Below are 16199 nucleotides of genomic sequence, written 5' to 3'. Positions count from 1 at the left end.
GCAATCGTGCCGCCAAGGGCGGCACGGGTGGGCGCAGGCGGCACCCGCACCGCCGGGCTGCGCACCCCGCCCCCGACCGCAACCCCCGGGCACAGGTCACCCGACGTACAGCCGAATCCCCCCACCCGCCACACCTTCGACCCGCACACGCGTCAGATCCGGCACCACCACATCCGGCTCGTACAGATCCGCCCGAGCCCCCACCCCCACCACCCGCATCCCCGCAGCCCGCCCGGCTTCGATCCCCGCAGCGGAATCCTCAAAGACAACACACGCGCCCGGCTCGACCCCCAATTCAGCCGCCCCCTTCAAAAACCCCTCGGGATCCGGCTTGCTCGCCCCCACCGACTCAGCCGTCACCCGCACCTCGGGAAGCGCCAGCCCCGCCGCCCCCATCCGAGCCGTGGCGAGAGCCAGGTCCGCCGACGTCACCAGAGCGTGCGGCAGCCCCCGCAGCGAGGCGAGGAACTCGGGCGCGCCGGGGATCGCCACGACACCGTCCACATCCGCCGTCTCCTCGGCGAGCATGCGCGCGTTGTCGGCGAGGTTCTGCTCCATGGGCCGGTCGGGCAGCAGCAGCGCCATCGAGGCATGGCCCTGGCGTCCGTGCACCACCTTCATGACCTCGTCGGCGTCCAGCCCGTGCCGCTCGGACCAGCGGCGCCAGATGCGCTCGACGACGGCGTCGGAGTTCACGAGGGTGCCGTCCATGTCCAGCAGGAGGGCGCGGGCGGTGAGGACGGTGGGCACGGTGGTGACCGTCATCGGCAGCTCCAAGGCGCGAAGAAGGAAACAAGGCGGCCCCGCCCGCCGGTCAGGGAAAACGGGCGGGAGCCACTTTGTTTCTCCACGGTACAAAACACGCCCGGCATCCGCCAGTGCACCCGGAGACAGTTCACCCGGTGTTCAGCTCGCCCGGCGCCCTGCCCGCCCGGTGTCCGGCTCACCCGGCGACCGCCTCCCACAGGCTCCACACGCCGAGCGCCAGCATCAGCAGCGCCGCGACCTTGGTGATGAGGGCCAGCGGCACCCGCTTCATCAGGGCCTTCCCGCCGACGATCCCGAGCCCGGCCACGGCCCACAGCGCCAGTACCGCTCCGAGGCCCACGGAGAGCGGGTCGTCGTAACGGGCCGCGAGGTTCGCGGTCATGATCTGGGTCAGGTCCCCGAACTCGGCGACCAGGATGAGCATGAACCCGGTGCTCGCGACCTTCCAGAAGGACTGGTTCTCGGGCTTGCGGATCTCCTCCTCGTCCTCGCCCTTCCTCATCAGCAGGACCGCCGCGCCGCCCAGGAAGAGGACGCCGGTGAGCGCGTGGACGATCTGCTGGGGCAGCAGGGTGAGCACGCTTCCGGCGGCCACGGCCAGCGCGACATGCAGCGCGAACGCCGCGGCCACGCCGGCGAAGACGTATGAGGCGCGGTAGCGGGTGCCGAGCACCAGCCCGGCGAGCGCGGTCTTGTCCGGCAGTTCGGCAAGGAAGACGACGCCGAACACCAGCGCCGTGACGGTGAAGCTGATCAAGGTTCCTCAATCGGTCGGGGCCGCCCCGCCGAGAGTGCTGTGACTGCGATACGACACCTCGGCACGGCAGCACACAGCGGAAGACACAGATGTGCACTGCTTTGCCGAAGGTCTCGCTGGCCGGCCCCGCGTGCGAGGCCTGCCTCCGGGCGCCGGCTCAGACGAGCTGAGCAGTATGTCGACGGTCCGGCGAAGAGCTACTCCCCTTCTGCACCGCCCATCGTACGCGACCGCCGCGCGAGCGAAAGTTCAGCCGTAAACCTTGTCGTGTCATGTACGCGACATTAGCTTCTTACCGAACGCTCACCTCTCGGCAACACGGCGCCGCGAGCATTCCCCTGCTCGCACCCCAACGCCCGCATACCCCAAGGGAGTTCGCATGCCGAAGTTCTACGCGCGTCGACGGCTCAGCATACTCGCGGCTCTTACCGGACTCATAGCCTCCGCCGGACTTCTCAACAGTCCGGCCGCCTCCGCCGCGCTGCCCACCCCGGTCAGCGCCGCCACCGCCCGCACCTACCTCGCCTCGCTCACCGTGGCGACCGAGGACCGCACGGGCTACGACCGCGATCTGTTCCCGACCTGGATCACGATCTCGGGGACCTGCAACACCCGCGAGTACGTCATCAAGCGGGACGGCAGCAACGTCGTCACCAACTCCGCCTGCACCGCCACCAGCGGTTCCTGGTACTCGCAGTACGACGGGGTCACCACCACCGACCCCAGCACCTTCGACATCGACCACCTGGTCCCGCTCGCCGAGGCCTGGGACTCCGGGGCCAGCGGGTGGACCACCGCCCGGCGCCAGGCGTTCGCCAACGACGTCACCCGCCCGCAGCTGATCGCCGTCTCCGCGAGTTCCAACCGCTCCAAGAGCGACCAGGACCCGGCCGAGTGGGTGCCCACCCGCTCCGCGTACGTCTGCACCTACGTCCGCGCCTGGGTCCAGGTGAAGTACTACTACGACCTCTCGGTCGACTCCGCCGAGAAGTCCGCGCTGACCAGCTACCTCTCCGGCTGCTGATCCGGCGGATGTTGCGGCGGATTCTGTAAAGGAACCTCCCCGCCGACCCCCGTCGTTCCGTACCGTACGGGGCGACGGAGGAGGCGAGCCGAAGGGGCGCGACGCCGGCTGAGGCGCTCCGAAGGCGAGCCCGACCAATGAAAGGGCGGGCATGACGTGGCCGAACTGCGCCTGGGTCCACTGCTGAGGTATGCCGACGGCTCGTCCGCGACCGTCTGGGTCGAGGCGAGCCGTCCGTGCACCGCCGAGGTGCGCTGCGCGGACGGCGCCCGCGGCGAGGCCCGCACCTTCCAGGTCGCGGGCCATCACTACGCCCTCGTGCCGGTCACCGGGCTCACACCGGGCACGACCACGCCGTACGACGTCCTCCTCGACGGCACGCCCGTGTGGCCGCCGCCCGCCGCGGCCGGCTCCCCGCGGAGGTTCCCGCCCTCCGTCATCCGCACCCCGCACGACGGCGACGGTGTCCGCGTCGCCTTCGGCTCCTGCCGCTGGGCCGCCCCGCCCCCGGATGAGCACGACCCGGTGGGACCCGACGCCCTGGACACCCTCGCCGCGCGCATCGCGGCCGATCCGGACGGCGAACGGCCGGACGTGCTGCTGCTGTTGGGCGACCAGGTGTACGCCGACGAGACCTCCGAGGCGACCCGCCGCTGGCTGGCCGCCCGCCGCGACCTGAGCGACCCGCCGGGCAACGAGGTCGCGGACTACGAGGAGTACACCCGCCTCTACTACGAGTCCTGGCTCGACCCCGAGGTGCGCTGGCTGCTGTCCACCGTGCCGAGTTGCATGATCTTCGACGACCACGACGTCATCGACGACTGGAACACCTCCGCCGCCTGGCTGGAGGACATGCGGGCCACCCCCTGGTGGCGGGAGCGGCTGCTGAGCGGCCTGATGTCGTACTGGGTGCACCAGCATCTGGGGAACCTCTCGCCGGCCGAGCTGGCGGCCGATCCGCTGTACGCGTCCGTACGCGAACTGCCCGACGGCACGGACGAGTTGCGCGCCTTCGCCTGCAAGGCCGACGCCGACCCGCCCGCCGTACGCTGGAGCTACCGGCGCGACTTCGGCCGCGTGCGGCTGCTGATGGTGGACACCCGGGCGGCCCGCGTCCTGGACGAGGACGACCGGGCGATGCTCGACCCCGGGGAGACCGAGTGGCTGCGCGAGCAGGCCCTGACGGACCGCGGGTCGTACGACCACCTCCTCATCGGCACCTCCCTGCCGTGGCTGCTGCCGCATCTGGTGCACGAGGCCGAGGCATGGAACGCGGCGCTGTGCCGGGGCGAGCGCGGGGCGCGCTGGGCACGGTTCGGGGAGGATCTGCGGCGGCGGGCCGACCTGGAGCACTGGGCGGCCTTTCCGGCCTCCTTCACCGCGCTGACCGGGCTGATCGCCGAGGCCGGTTCGGGGGCGGAGGCGCCGGCGACGGTGCTCGTCCTGTCGGGGGACGTGCACCACGCGTATGTGGCCGAGCCGGTCTGGCCCTCCACCGCCCCGGACGCCCGCGTCCTGCAGCTGACCTGCTCGCCCGTCCACAACTCCGTCCCGCTGTCGATCCGGATCGGCTTCCGCTTCGGCTGGAGTGCGGCGGCCCGCGCCCTGGGCAGGCGCTTCGCCCGGCACGGGCGGTGCGAGCGGCCGCCGGTCGACTGGCGCAAGAAGGGCGGCCCCTGGTTCGGCAACCAGCTGATGACACTGACGCTGAAGGGCCGCTCGGCGCGGCTGCGGCTGGACCAGGCACAACCGAACCGGGTGCTGAAGACCGTGGAGGAGTCCACCCTCACCCCCGCATGAAGCAGCACATGTAGCAGCACAGCAACCAGCACATGACGGACACATGAGGGTCAAACGGGGTGTCTGGGACGTGCGTTGGATTCCGTGGCGCGTGACGGCAATGATGAGGCGGACCGTCCGCTTCCGTTCCGGCGGTTTTGCTGCCACGCGCCCCCCACGCCCGGAGTCCCCCCTTGTCTGCACCGCTCGCAGAACACCCGACCGTCTCCCTTGCCGTGGTCGGCGCCGGACCGCGCGGCACCAGCGTCCTGGAACGTCTCTGCGCCTCCGCGCCGGAACTCCTCCCGCGGGGCGTACGACTGACCGTCCACGTCGTCGATCCCGCACCGCCCGGCCCCGGCAGCGTATGGCGCACCACCCAGTCCCCCGAGCTGCTGATGAACACCGTGGCCTGCCAGGTGACCCTGTTCACCGACGACAGCGTGGACTGCTCGGGACCGGTCCGGCCGGGCCCCAGCCTGTACGAGTGGGCGGCCGGCGAGCTGGGCGCGGACGCGTACCCGACCCGCGCCCAATACGGCCACTACCTGGAGTGGGTGTTCGCGAAGGTGGTGCGCGAGGCCCCGCCCGCCGTACGCGTCGAGACCCACCGGGCGCGAGCCGTACGGCTGGACGACGCGCCCGACGGCCACCAGACCCTCACCCTCGACGACGGCCGCACCCTGACCGGCCTGTCCGCCGTCGTCCTCGCCCAGGGCCACCTCCCGGCCGCCGCGGACGCGGAGCAGCGCCGCCTCGCGGACCACGCCGACCGCCACGGGCTGCTCCACTTCCCGCCCGCCAACCCGGCCGACGTCGACCTCTCCCCCATAGCCCCCGGCGAACCGGTGCTGCTGCGCGGTCTGGGCCTCAACTTCTTCGACCACACGGCCCTGTTGACCACGGGCCGCGGCGGCCGGTTCGTCCCCGGCCGCCGCGGTCTGCGCTACGTCCCCTCCGGCCGAGAACCGCGCCTGTACGCCGGCTCCCGGCGCGGCATCCCGTACCAGGCGCGTGGCGACAACGCGAAAGGGCCGTACGGCCGGCACACCCCGCTCGTCCTCACCCCGGAGGTGATCGCGGGCTTCCGCAAGCGCGCGGACTCCGGTGAGGCGCCCGACTTCCTCACCGAGATATGGCCGCTGGTGGCGAAGGAGGTGGAGACGGTCTACTACGCGGCGCTCACCGGCCGGAAGGACTTCGCGGACCACTTCCTCGCCGTGCCCCACCGCGATCCCCAAGAGGCGTACGTACTCGACGAGTTCGGCGTCCCGGCGGCCGACCGCTGGAGCTGGGACCGGATCTCCCGGCCGTATACGGAAGGACAGTTCACGCATCGGCGGGAGTGGCGGGCGTGGCTGCTGGCGTATCTGCGCGAGGACGCGACGCAGGCCGCGCTCGGCAATGTGGACGGCCCGCTCAAGGCGGCCCTGGACGTGCTGCGCGACCTGCGCAACGAGCTGCGGCTGATCGTCGACCACGGCGGCCTCACCGGCGTCTCCCGCCGAGAGCACCTGGACCGCTGGTACACCCCGCTCAACGCCTTCCTCTCCATCGGCCCGCCCCGGCGGCGCATCGAGGAGCTGGCCGCGCTGGTGGAGGCGGGGGTGGTGGAGGTGCTCGGGCCACGGCTCGAGGTGCGGCCCGAGCAGGGGGCGTGGGTGGCACGCTCGCCCGAGGTGCCGGGGTCGGCGGTGCGTGTGACCACCCTCATAGAGGCCCGCCTACCGGAACCGGATCTGCGACGCACCGCGGACGAACTCCTCGCCCGGCTGCTGAAGACGGGACAGTGCAGGCCGCATTCCGTCGACGGCTACGAGACCGGGGGGCTGGACGTGACGGAGCGGCCCTATCGTCTGATGGACCGTCAAGGTCGCCCGCATTCAAGGCGGTTCGCCTTCGGTGTGCCCACGGAGGGCGTGCACTGGGTGACGGCGGCAGGAGCCCGGCCGGGAGTGGATTCGGTCACGCTTTCGGACGCGGACGCTGTCGCCAGAGCCCTGCTACGTGCGGCTGCGGGTGAAACGGAGCCGGAAGCGGAAGCGGATCAATGGCCGAATGTTGAACTTGCAAGCATTGATTGGGCAGACCTACGGTGAATTACTCGCTCGGCTCGTCCCCCTCGACCGGTCCGCCCCGGACCGGCCCGACCGAAGGAGTAACCCCCCACATGACTGCTCGCCTCAACAACGCACAGCCGTACGTGCTCGGACTGTTCCGCATCGTCATCGGCCTGCTCATCGCCTGCCACGGCGCCGCCAAGCTCTTCGGTGTCCTCGGCGGCGCGCCCGGCACCAACGGTGGCACCGTCCCGACCGGCACCTGGCCGTTCTGGTACGCGGGCGTCATCGAGCTCGTCGGCGGTTCCCTCGTGCTGCTCGGCCTCGGCACGCGTGGCGCCGCGTTCATAGCCTCCGGCTCGATGGCGTACGCCTACTTCAAGGTGCACCAGCCGAACGCCCTGTGGCCGATCGAGAACGGCGGCGAGGCCGCGGCAACGTTCTGCTGGGCCCTTCTGCTGCTGGTCTTCACCGGATCCGGCGCCTTCGGCCTGGACCAGCTGTTCGCGAAGCGCTCCACTGCACAGAGCAAGCAGGCGGCGGAGCAGACGCCGGTCGCTGCCTGATCGAGTGCGCCGGTCCCTTGACCGCCCGAGGGACCGGCGCGCCCGTGTGAACGTCCTGTGCCGATCCCACGCGCCCCCCATGAATCTCCCGTCACAGCCCGGGCGTACGCTGTATGGCTGTCATGGCCGCCCTTGCCGCTCCCTCGCGACGTTCGCGGCACGGTCCGGTCCACGGGGGAGTCACGGGGAGTTCGCGGTGCTGGAGAGTGTGGAGCTGCTGACCGGCAGCCCATGGATCTACGCCATGGTGGCGTTGTCGGTCCTGCTCGACGTGTTCGTGCCGCTTCTGCCGAGCGGCGTGCTGGTGATCACGGCCGCCACGGCGGCGGCCGCGGGCTCGGCGAGCGGCCAGGTACCGCACGCGGTCCCCGACATCCTGGGCCTGACGCTCTGCGCCGCCATCGCCTCGGTCGTCGGCGACCTGGTGGCGTACCGACTGGCCTGGCGCGGCGGCGAACGCCTGGACCGCGCCATCGCCCGCTCCCGCCGGCTGACCACCGCGCAGGAACGTCTCGGCGCCGCCCTGGCCCGTGGCGGCGGCGCCCTGGTCATCCTGGCCCGGTTCGCCCCGGCCGGCCGCTCGGTCGTCTCCCTCGGCGCGGGCGCGGCCCACCGCCGCGCCCGCGACTTCCTCCCCTGGTCCGCCCTGGCAGGCCTGACCTGGGCGACGTACAGCGTGGCGCTCGGCTACTACGGCGGCCAGTGGCTGGGCACGACATGGGTCGCCACGGCGGTCTCGGTCCTGGCACTGTTCGGAGCAGGGGCAGGAGCGGCGTATGTGATGCGCCGCCCGGCGAAGGCGTCGTAGAGCCTGCTGCGACACCGCCGAGTCCCGGAGCGCCCCAAAGGGGCGCGGGGCTGTATCGATATGCGGCTCCGCCGCGCGGGCGCGACCAGCCCCCGACGCAGCCGCACACGAACGAGGACCCGTAGCCCCCACGGCGGAGCCGCATGCAGCCGCCAAAGCTAGGCGGACGCCTTCTGCCCCCGCACCTCAAGCCCGGCCAACAACTCGGCCGTAGCCTCGGCAACCGCCTCGACGGCGCGGTCGAAAACCTCCCGGTTATGGGCGGCCGGCGCCCGAAAGCCGGACACCTTCCGCACGAACTGCAGGGCCGCAGCCCTGATCTCTTCCTCCGTCGCCTCTTCGGGCAACGCGGGCGGGCGAAGTGTCTTGATGCTCCGGCACATGGAACCAGTCTCACGCACTTCCACCGCGCCTGGAATGATCCGTTGCGAGGCGGCCACCGCTCCGGGGCCGACCGACGAAGGGAACGACGAAATCATGGCGAACGAACTCACTGTTGCCGTCCTCGGCCCCGGCGGCATCGGCGGCCTGCTCGCCGGGCTGCTGTCCCGCGCCGGCCACCGCGTGATCTGCCTGGCCGGCGAGACCACCGCCGCGACGCTGCGTACGGAGGGGATCAGCGTCCGCAGCGGCCTGTTCGGCGACTTCACGGCCCGGGTGGACGCGGACACCGCCCTGCGGGAGCCGGTCGACGCGTGCCTGGTCGCCGTCAAGCACACCTCCCTGGACGCCGCCCTCGACCGCGTCCCGCCCACGGCCCTCGGCGACGCCCTCCTCGTACCGTTCCTGAACGGCGTCGAACACCCGGTCACCCTGCGCGCCCGCTACCGCCCCGATCTGATCGCCCCCGCGGTCATCCGCGTCGAGTCGACCCGGGTCGCGGCGGGAGTGATCGAGCACGGCAGCCCCTTCGCCGAGATCGACCTGACCGGCGCGCGAGTGGACCGCGACCGGCTGGACTCCCTGGCCCAGGCCCTCGACTCCGCGGGCCCGGCAACCCGCGTACTCGACGACGAGGCGGCGGCGCTGTGGGCGAAGATGTCGTTCCTGGCGCCGTTCGCGCTGCTCACGACCCGGTACGCGGTCCCGCTGGGTGACATACGCACGCAGCACCGCGACGAGTTGACGGCCCTCGTGGCGGAGACGGCCGCGGTCAGCCGCGCATGCGGGGCCCCTGCCGATCCCGCACAGGCACTCGCCCGGTACGACGCCTTCCCACCCCGGACCAAGTCGTCCATGCAGCGCGACGCCGAGGCGGGCCGCCCGCTCGAACTGGACGCGATCGGCGGGGCGTTGCTGCGCGCGGCGGCGCGGCATGGAGTGCCCGTGCCCGTAACGGCAGAGGTGGTAAGGGAGTTGGAGACCACCACCAAGTGAGGTGACCGCCTGTCATCCGGCGGGTGTCAGCCGTCGGCCAGTTCCACCCTCCAGTCGTTCGACGTCATCCAATGCCCCTTGGGGTACTCGAAGTCGACGCTCCCGACGAGGGTGAACCCGGCCCGGCGGCAGACCCGGTTCGACGCCGGGTGATCGACGCTCGGGAACGCATGCAGAAACCGGTGTCCCCCATACGCCCGCGCCGCCTCCACGACGGCGCGGGCGGCCTCGGTCGCCAGTCCCCGCCCCTGAAACTCGGGCAGCACCCCCCACCCGGTCTCCCACACCGTCTCCCCACGCCACTCCCGCTCCCAGAACCCGATCGACCCGACGGTCTCCCCACTGCCCGCAAGCGTGACGCGGTACATGCACCCCGGCTCCCCCGCCAGATACCGCCGATGCCGCGCCTGAAGCTTCTCCTCGCTCTCGGGCCCGCCCAAGTGCCCGGTCATCTCAAGGCTGTTGGATCTCCGCAGCAGCCAGAAGTCCCCCTCACCCCAGCGCTCCAGCCGAACCGCCCCGATGTCGTTGTCCCCGTCCGCGATCTCCATGCTCCTCAGACTAGGACGAGGGTCTGACAATCCCTCCCGACCAGCAGGTGCGGGGAAATCCGTCACCGCGCATCGCGCAGCCGAAGAAGGTACGTCGCCGTCAGCGCAACGGCGCGGTCCCCGTCCTGCGACAGCTCCACGAGGGCGCGTGACGCCGTGGGCCCCGGGATGTCCGCCAGCGCCTGGGTCAGTCGTCCGCGGGCGGGCGCTTCGATGGTGTGGTGGGCGAGGCGGTCGACGAGGCCGGTGGCGATCCGGTCCGCCGTCGCGGTGTCGCTCGCCAGCACGCTCAGCGCGTCGGCCGCGTCGGTGTCGTTCCTGCCCTCCACGACCATGTCGATGAGCGTCGGGACCGCTTCGGCCCCTCCACGTGCCCCGAGCGCCAGAGCCGCATACCCGCGGACCGCGGCGTCGGAGTCGGCGAGGGCGTCGCGCAGCCGCGCCACAGCCTCGTCGCCGGGCATTTCGGCGAGGGACCGAACGGCACGTTCCCGCACCACGGCCACCGGTGAGCCAAGGCCCTCCGCGAGCAGCGCCGGAGCACCGTCGCCCGATCGCGCCAGCGCCCATCGAAGGGCTCCGGCGACGTTCGGCTCCGTCTCCCGCAGCACCGCCTCGACCAGGGCCTCCACCGGCACCGAAACCTCGTCGACCGAGGAAAGGGCAGCCCGCTGGCGCGCGTCGGCGCTCTTCGACCCGAGCGCCTGGAGGAGCGCAACGACCTGGAGTACGTCCTCCCAGCCGGCGGGTTCCGCCGCATCGATCCGGCGGAGCCGTGTGAGCAATTCCGTCTCGGCCGCGAGGCGTTGGCGCGTCTGACGGATGAGGCCGTCCACCAGCGCCGAGGGCGCGAAGCCGGGATCGTCGAGTGCACGCCCGATCTCACGCAGCGTCAGCCCCAGCGACCGCAGGCTCTCGATGTGGAAGATCCGCCGGATGTCCTCGCCGGAGTACTCCCGATAGCCGGAGCCCGTACGGCCCGAGGGCCGCACCAGGCCGAGCGACTCGTAATGCCTGAGCATGCGGGCACTGACCCCGGACCGCTGCGCCACCTCACCGATCAACACTTCCTGTCGTCCCTCCTGTTCATCCCTCCTGGCCGGAGCCGCCGAGCACCAGGATGCGCTTCGCCTCCTCGATCGCGAACTCGAATCCGGCGTCCGGGTCGCGCAGCAGCCGTTCCGTGGCGAGCGCGTGCGCGCGCATGCGCGGGTCGGGAGCCGTCGTCGCTGTACGCAGCACCGGCAGAACCACCTCGCCCAGTGCGACCAGCGCCCGGCTGAGACTCAGCTGCGTCTCCCGCTCACCGCGCCCCAGCTGCGTCGCCAGCACCGCGGCCAAGGCGGCCTCCTCGCCGTGCGGCACGAGCACCACCGCGGCCCGCCAGGCGCTCCGCGCCACCTCGTCGTCGGCGTCGGACAGCAGCTCCCGTGTGATCGCCGGCCACGCCCGCCGGTCCCCGATCTTGGACAGCGTATGCAGCGCCTGGCTCCGTGCCCGCGCATGCTCCGAGCGGACTTCACGCAGCAGCCCGGGGAGCGTCATGGACACCGGGTGGCGGGTGAGCGCCCAGGTCAGCATGTCCCGTACGAAGAATTCGGGCTCGATCGCGCATCGCTCGACGAGCTTGTCGAAGAAGCGCGGATCGGGCGTCGTACCGGCCGCCAGAGCCGCCCGCAGCCGCACGGACGAACGAGCGTCCTCCAGCCCCTGGATCACCCGTAGCGCATCCGTGTCCTGCCTCGTCATGGCCACCGGGACCACCTCCTCGGCAAGCAGTGAAGGCCTTGTCACCGTGTCAAGGTCAAACGGGGCCGGGGGGCGGGTGCTCGACCGTGTCTCACACATACGCATGAACCCACAGAAGGAACTCGCATCCCAAATTCGAACAGGCGTAGCATTGCGCTGTGGCTACGACCTACGACTTTCCGAGTGACCTCCTCGCCGGTCAGGAGGAGCTGCATCAGGTCCGTTCGGAGCTGTCGGCCCTGCTCAAGCGGCTGCCCTGGTCGGTCGAGCCCCTGGACGGCTTCAGCGACACAGGCGGCTGGCGCAAGGTGGAGCGCCCCGCCTCCCCCGGCTGGACGGCCGACGAACAGGCCGAGGTGGAGAAGCTCCGACAGCGCGAACACGAACTCGCCATCTTCGTCAGCACACACCGCTTCTGGGCGGAGGTCACGACCGGGGAGCGGGTGGATGCCCGTATGAGGCTGAAGCACGCACGCGAGGAGTGAGCGAAGAAGACCCCGGCCAAATGGCCGGGGTCTTCTCGACGACGTGGGCGCGGACGGTTTCGAACCGCCGACATCCTGCTTGTAAGGCAGGCGCTCTACCCCTGAGCTACGCACCCGAGACGAGTCGACAGCCTACCTTGCCCGAGGCAGTGCCCTGCAAACCCGTATCGGGAGCCGGTTCGTGCGGGGGTTGGCCCAGGAATCCGGCGGGGAAGGTCGACCTGGTGGACGCCCGCAGTCATGACGGTTCGGTCACCGTCGCGCTGCCGAGAGCCACGTACCGGGTGACGACCGGGACGGGTGACGGCTCGGTGGATGTGGCCGTGCCGCGGTCCGACTCCAGCTCGCACGTGGTGTCCGCGCACGGCGGTGACGGCAAAGTCACCCCGAAGACCGCGAACTAACCGGCCCGTGTGTTCGTCCTTAACCGGTGGGAGAATGAGACGAGGCACCGGCCAGGACGGATGACAGCACGGGAGAGGGATGTGACGGCGACACCTTCGAAGCCGTACTCGCCGTCGGTGCCGGGTGCACCCCGCCAGGCGATGAGGGATGTCTTCACCCTTGTCGCCCTGCCCCTCGTCGCCGCGCTGGCGCTGCCCGCCGCGTTCGCCGGCGGAGGCACCCGGCGCTGGTTCGGGGGGCGGGCCGAGAGTCAGCGGGCCGAGGCGCAGGCCGCGAAGGACGCCGCTGCGGCCGCGTTCTACGAGCTGGACACCGCCCAGCGCGATCTGCGGATCTCGATCGAGACGATCACGGCCGTCGACGACACTCCTGCCGCCCGGCGGGCCGTGTCCGACTTCGAGGCGCTGGGGCGGCGGATCGACGAGGCCAGCCACCGCTATATCGAGGCCGTCGACGCGCACGATCTGGACCGGGACGATCTGGAGGCGTCGGTCGCGGCACACGCGCGCACCGAGCTGACCAGGGCCAAGGACGATCTGGCGAACGTCAAGCGGGAGCTGGATCGTTTCGGCGACAGTCTCGGGCCGCTGCTCGGCAAGGCGGAGACCCAGCTGGCCCGGGTGGCTCCGGCGGTGGAACGGGCACGGCAGGGGCTGCTCGCCGCTTCGAACGCGTTGGATGCCGTACGGGAGACGAAGCTCAGGGCGGACGATCTCGCGGCCCGTCTCGCCGCCCTCGGCCCCGAGCTGACCAAGCTCAACCAGGGTGCCGGGCAGCACGGGGTGCCGCAGACCCTGGAGCGGGCCGAGCGGGTGGCGCGGGAGGCCGAGGCGATCCGGGTGGAGGCCGAGCGGCTGCCGCAGAAGGCGGCCGACATCGACCACCGGCTCGTCTCGCTGCGGACGCGCGCGCAGGCGCTCACCACGCGTGCCGGGCAGGTCGCTCCGGTGCTGAGCGAGCTGCGGCGGCGGTTCGTGGCGGATTGCTGGCAGGACCTGCAGCAGGTGCCGGAGCAGGCCGCGGAGAACGTGCGCCAGGCGGAGCTGAAGCTGAAGGAGGCGCAGGCCGCGCGGGACGCCCAGCGCTGGCCGGACGCGACCTCGCTGCTGTCGACGGTGCGGGCGCTGCTGAACACGACGGACGAGTCCGTGTCGGCGGCGCGGGACCGGCTGCAGCGGCTGAACGCCGTACAGAAGGACCCGCAGCAGGAGATCGACCGTACGCGGTTCGCGATCCGCGACGCCCAGCGGCTGGCGATGACGGGCCGGTCGACGCCGGATCCGCGGCACGCCCGCCCGCTGGACGACTCGGTGGCCCGCCTGGAGCGCGCGATCGCCGGCCTGGAGGGCCGCCACCCGGACTACTGGCACTTCCTCACGGAGACGGAGGCGGTGCGCGAGACGGTGGCCCGGGTCGTCTCACAGATCCGGGAGGAGCGCGGCGGCGCCCACTGAGCCGCCGCCCCCTCACATCTGTCTGCTAACTGCGGTAGGCGTAGTACGCCGAGTTCGGGTAGGAAGCGATCAGGCCGGCCAGCGACCGCCGGCGCCTTCGTGCACTTCGCGGTCTGGGTGAACCCGGACCACTCGTTGACGCCGATCCAGGTGTCGGAGTCGCTCGACGTGCCGGAGTACCAGGTGCCGTAGTCCTCGGCCGAGCTGGTGACCTTCCAGCCGCCGGCGTGGAGGGACTGGCTGAGGTAGTTGGTGCAGTCGCCGCCGGCGTTGTTGTAGCGGCGGTAGGCGGTGTTGTAGTTCTTCCAGTACTTCTCGGCGTACGTCGCCATCGCCGCGTAGTCGTACGGCGTACCCGTGCCGAGGTTCTTGGGGTTCGCGGGGGCGGGGTAGGCGGTGGCCGACCGGGGCGCGTCGATGACGGCGCCGGGGCGGACGGGGGTGGCCCTGCTCGCCGGGGCGGGCTCGTTGACGGGACGGGGACCCCGGTCGGTGAGGCGTTCGCGGGTGAGCTGCCAGGTGCCGTCCGGGCGGGCGGTGAAGGTGAGCTGGTGGTGGGCGGTGAAGCGCGTGGTGGCGGGTTCGTCGCCGCGTATCTTCGCGTACGTCAGTGTGGTGTTCTCGGTGACGCGGACCGTGGCCGTGCGGCCGTGCAGGCGGGTGCTGTCGACGGTGACCCTGGTGTCGGCGGCGGTGTAGGCCTCGCCGAGTGCGGCGAGCCGGGAGCGGGTGCCGTGCAGGGAGGTCACGGCGTTGGCCTCGGAGGCGGCCAGCGCGGCCGTCAGCCGCACGCCGCCGGTCGCCTTCAGGGACGTACGGCCGGACGGGGATCCTTCGACCAGGGCGGCGGTGCGGTCGGTGAGCACGGCGTCGGCGATGCGGCCGAAGGCGTCGGTGGTGGCCGCGGTGAGGACGGGCGCCGGGGCTTCCCCAGCCGCGTGGGCGGCGGACAGCGGGAGCAGGGCGGCGGAGAGGGACATGGCCGCGACGGCCGTGCAGCGGGCTCTGCTCGCACCGGACTTGCTGGGTCTCAAGGGGTTTTCTCCCTGCGGTGGGGGGTGGTTCACTTCACGACCGTCGACCAGGCGGGCGACTGCGCGGGGTCCAGGGCGCGCAGTCCTGCCAAGGTCTGCGGCTTCTGCACGTCCAGCCAGTCGGCCAGTTCCTTGAAGGACACGCATTGGACGCCCTTCTTCGTGCAGACGTTCTTGATGATCTGGTCGACGGCCTTCATGTAGATGCCGCCGTTCCAGTCCTCGAAGTGGTTGCCGATGAACAGCGGGGCGCGGCTGCCGTAGTAGACGCGGTTGAAGCCGTTCATGTAGGAGGCGACGGTCTGCTTCTCCCACTGGGGGTAGTCGGCGGGGTTGCCGTGGGTCGCGCCGTCGGACTGGTTGTAGAGGAAGTTGAAGTCCATCGACAGGCCCTGGTAGCCGGTGCCCGAGTACGGGAGCAGCTGCAGCGGGAAGTCCCAGACGCCGTTCTTCTTGGTGGGCCAGATCTGGAAGTCGCCGGTGGAGGAGGCGTCGTAGCGCCAGCCGTAGCTCTTGACGGCCCTGAGGAGGTTGTTCTGGCCCTCCAGGCAGGGGGCGCGGCCGCCGGTGACCTCCTTCTTGAAGTCGAAGGGCAGGGCGGGGACGTCCGCGAAGCCGGTGTTGGTCTTCCACTTCTCGACGAAGGCGTAGAACTGGTCGATCTCGCTCTTCCACTCGTCGACGCTCCAGTCGCCGCCGCCCTTCCTGCCGCAGAAGTGGCCGTTGAAGTGGGTGCCGATCTCGTTGCCGTCCTGGTAGGCGAGGCGCAGCTGTTCCAGGGTGGTGCGGATGTGGTCGTCGGTGGCGTAGTCGATGGCGGCGGAGCCTGCCGGGTGCTGGGGCGGGTGGTAGAGCTTCGCCTTGTTCTTGGGCAGCAGGTAGATGCCGGTGAGGAAGAACGTCATGTGGGCGTCGTACTTCTTCGCCAGCTCCCGGTAGTGGGAGAAGAGATGGTCGCTGCCCTCCAGTGCGCCGTCCCAGGAGAAGACGACGAACTGGGGCGGTTTCTGGCCCGGCTTGAGGGGTTCGGCCTTCAACTCGCCTGGCTGCGGGCCGGTGTCGGAGGTGGAGCCGTCGCCGAGGATCCTGGTCCTGCCGTCCCAGACGGGTGCCGGGGTGGGTCTGTGGGCGGCGGCCTTGGGGCTCCTGCCGGTTTCGCCGGCGGGCTGAGTGTGGTCCTGGCGGGTCAGGATCAGGGAGGCGGCGACCAGCGAGGCCACCATCAGGAAGGGTGCCAGGGTCGTGAACCCCAGCCGGGTGGTGCGGCTGTCGGGCTCTCCGCGACGTCGGCCGGTGGGCGGTTTCATGCCGGGCATGCGGCGTTCCTGGGGCATGCGGTGCTCATTCTGCGAGGGGGGTGGGGGGTGTGGTGCGGGTCTCGG

At 71.2% G+C, this 16199-nt stretch carries 17 protein-coding genes and 1 tRNA gene; 9 read left to right on the top strand and 9 right to left on the bottom strand.

The features are described from left to right. Positions 1-96 precede the first annotated feature (96 nt). Together ACFY1U_RS01840 and ACFY1U_RS01835 are read right to left on the bottom strand one after the other, a co-directional pair. Entirely contained in the window at positions 97-765 is a 669-nt protein-coding gene (locus ACFY1U_RS01840) for an HAD family hydrolase (protein ID WP_390692173.1), read from the bottom strand. Positions 766-943: 178 nt separating this feature from the next. Then, positions 944-1525 (bottom strand): TMEM165/GDT1 family protein, encoded by a 582-nt coding sequence (locus ACFY1U_RS01835; protein WP_390692172.1) that lies wholly within the window; start codon positions 1523-1525, stop codon positions 944-946. 379 nt (positions 1526-1904) lie between these two features. Here ACFY1U_RS01835 and ACFY1U_RS01830 point away from each other — a divergent pair, with 379 nt between their 5' ends. The 5 genes from ACFY1U_RS01830 to ACFY1U_RS01810 all read left to right on the top strand — a co-directional run bounded on the left by ACFY1U_RS01830 (position 1905) and on the right by ACFY1U_RS01810 (position 7762). Further along, entirely contained in the window at positions 1905-2549 is a 645-nt protein-coding gene (locus ACFY1U_RS01830; protein WP_390692171.1) for an HNH endonuclease family protein, read from the top strand. 156 nt (positions 2550-2705) lie between these two features. Next, positions 2706-4349, top strand: a complete 1644-nt coding sequence (locus ACFY1U_RS01825) for an alkaline phosphatase D family protein (protein WP_390692170.1) — start codon at positions 2706-2708, stop codon at positions 4347-4349. A 173-nt stretch (positions 4350-4522) separates the two neighbouring features. Continuing rightward, entirely contained in the window at positions 4523-6427 is a 1905-nt protein-coding gene (locus ACFY1U_RS01820; protein ID WP_390692169.1) for an FAD/NAD(P)-binding protein, read from the top strand. Positions 6428-6498: 71 nt separating this feature from the next. After that, positions 6499-6954: a DoxX family protein gene (locus ACFY1U_RS01815; protein WP_390692168.1), complete on the top strand. Its 456-nt coding sequence runs from the start codon at positions 6499-6501 to the stop codon at positions 6952-6954. 196 nt (positions 6955-7150) lie between these two features. Further along, a complete protein-coding gene (locus tag ACFY1U_RS01810) occupies positions 7151-7762 on the top strand; it encodes a DedA family protein (RefSeq protein WP_390692167.1) in 612 nt (203 codons plus the stop codon). A gap of 158 nt (positions 7763-7920) precedes the next feature. Here the strand turns inward: ACFY1U_RS01810 and ACFY1U_RS01805 are convergent, their stop codons facing one another. Beyond that, positions 7921-8145 carry a DUF2277 domain-containing protein gene (locus ACFY1U_RS01805; protein WP_030931896.1) on the bottom strand — a complete coding sequence of 75 codons (225 nt, stop codon included), beginning with the start codon at positions 8143-8145 and terminating at the stop codon, positions 7921-7923. A 94-nt stretch (positions 8146-8239) separates the two neighbouring features. Between ACFY1U_RS01805 and ACFY1U_RS01800 the strand changes: the two genes are divergently transcribed. Continuing rightward, positions 8240-9139: a ketopantoate reductase family protein gene (locus tag ACFY1U_RS01800; protein WP_390692166.1), complete on the top strand. Its 900-nt coding sequence runs from the start codon at positions 8240-8242 to the stop codon at positions 9137-9139. A gap of 26 nt (positions 9140-9165) precedes the next feature. Here the strand turns inward: ACFY1U_RS01800 and ACFY1U_RS01795 are convergent, their stop codons facing one another. The 3 genes from ACFY1U_RS01795 to ACFY1U_RS01785 all read right to left on the bottom strand — a co-directional run bounded on the left by ACFY1U_RS01795 (position 9166) and on the right by ACFY1U_RS01785 (position 11439). Beyond that, the gene (locus tag ACFY1U_RS01795) at positions 9166-9690 is read right to left on the bottom strand and encodes a GNAT family N-acetyltransferase (protein WP_390692165.1); all 525 of its coding nucleotides are present in this window, start codon (positions 9688-9690) and stop codon (positions 9166-9168) included. Positions 9691-9752: 62 nt separating this feature from the next. Further along, the gene (locus tag ACFY1U_RS01790; RefSeq protein WP_390692164.1) at positions 9753-10757 is read right to left on the bottom strand and encodes a MerR family transcriptional regulator; all 1005 of its coding nucleotides are present in this window, start codon (positions 10755-10757) and stop codon (positions 9753-9755) included. A 19-nt stretch (positions 10758-10776) separates the two neighbouring features. Beyond that, on the bottom strand, positions 10777-11439 hold the full coding sequence (locus ACFY1U_RS01785; RefSeq protein WP_390692163.1) for a HEAT repeat domain-containing protein: 663 nt from the start codon (positions 11437-11439) through the stop codon (positions 10777-10779). 158 nt (positions 11440-11597) lie between these two features. Between ACFY1U_RS01785 and ACFY1U_RS01780 the strand changes: the two genes are divergently transcribed. After that, positions 11598-11924, top strand: a complete 327-nt coding sequence (locus ACFY1U_RS01780) for a hypothetical protein (RefSeq protein WP_390692162.1) — start codon at positions 11598-11600, stop codon at positions 11922-11924. 44 nt (positions 11925-11968) lie between these two features. Here the strand turns inward: ACFY1U_RS01780 and ACFY1U_RS01775 are convergent. Next, positions 11969-12040 (bottom strand) — tRNA-Val (locus tag ACFY1U_RS01775). 108 nt (positions 12041-12148) lie between these two features. On the opposite strand from ACFY1U_RS01775, the gene ACFY1U_RS01770 reads away from it, so the two are divergent. Both ACFY1U_RS01770 and ACFY1U_RS01765 read left to right on the top strand, forming a co-directional pair. Continuing rightward, positions 12149-12328, top strand: a complete 180-nt coding sequence (locus ACFY1U_RS01770; protein ID WP_390692161.1) for a hypothetical protein — start codon at positions 12149-12151, stop codon at positions 12326-12328. 81 nt (positions 12329-12409) lie between these two features. Next, entirely contained in the window at positions 12410-13783 is a 1374-nt protein-coding gene (locus tag ACFY1U_RS01765; protein WP_390692160.1) for a hypothetical protein, read from the top strand. On the opposite strand, the gene ACFY1U_RS01760 is transcribed toward ACFY1U_RS01765, so the two are convergent. Together ACFY1U_RS01760 and ACFY1U_RS01755 are read right to left on the bottom strand one after the other, a co-directional pair. Next, the gene (locus tag ACFY1U_RS01760; protein ID WP_390692159.1) at positions 13690-14817 is read right to left on the bottom strand and encodes an amidase domain-containing protein; all 1128 of its coding nucleotides are present in this window, start codon (positions 14815-14817) and stop codon (positions 13690-13692) included. The two genes, ACFY1U_RS01765 and ACFY1U_RS01760, sit on opposite strands and share 94 nt — an antisense overlap. Positions 14818-14846: 29 nt before the next feature. After that, complete coding sequence (locus tag ACFY1U_RS01755) at positions 14847-16124, bottom strand: hypothetical protein (protein WP_390692823.1); 1278 nt, start codon at positions 16122-16124, stop codon at positions 14847-14849. Positions 16125-16199 lie beyond the last annotated feature (75 nt).

It is taken from the genome of Streptomyces sp. NPDC001351 (assembly GCF_042896045.1).
GTDB lineage: Bacteria > Actinomycetota > Actinomycetes > Streptomycetales > Streptomycetaceae > Streptomyces.
Note: the sequence above shows the minus strand (reverse complement) of the source record. Positions and strands in the feature narration are given on the sequence as shown.

Coding starts and splice junctions, on each gene's coding strand:
- ACFY1U_RS01840 (WP_390692173.1), bottom strand. CDS start 765: ATGACGGTCACCACCGTGCCCACCGTCCTCACCGCCCGCGCCCTCCTG.
- ACFY1U_RS01830 (WP_390692171.1), top strand. CDS start 1,905: ATGCCGAAGTTCTACGCGCGTCGACGGCTCAGCATACTCGCGGCTCTT.
- ACFY1U_RS01815 (WP_390692168.1), top strand. CDS start 6,499: ATGACTGCTCGCCTCAACAACGCACAGCCGTACGTGCTCGGACTGTTC.
- ACFY1U_RS01805 (WP_030931896.1), bottom strand. CDS start 8,145: ATGTGCCGGAGCATCAAGACACTTCGCCCGCCCGCGTTGCCCGAAGAG.
- ACFY1U_RS01800 (WP_390692166.1), top strand. CDS start 8,240: ATGGCGAACGAACTCACTGTTGCCGTCCTCGGCCCCGGCGGCATCGGC.
- ACFY1U_RS01795 (WP_390692165.1), bottom strand. CDS start 9,690: ATGGAGATCGCGGACGGGGACAACGACATCGGGGCGGTTCGGCTGGAG.
- ACFY1U_RS01785 (WP_390692163.1), bottom strand. CDS start 11,439: ATGACGAGGCAGGACACGGATGCGCTACGGGTGATCCAGGGGCTGGAG.
- ACFY1U_RS01755 (WP_390692823.1), bottom strand. CDS start 16,124: ATGAAACCGCCCACCGGCCGACGTCGCGGAGAGCCCGACAGCCGCACC.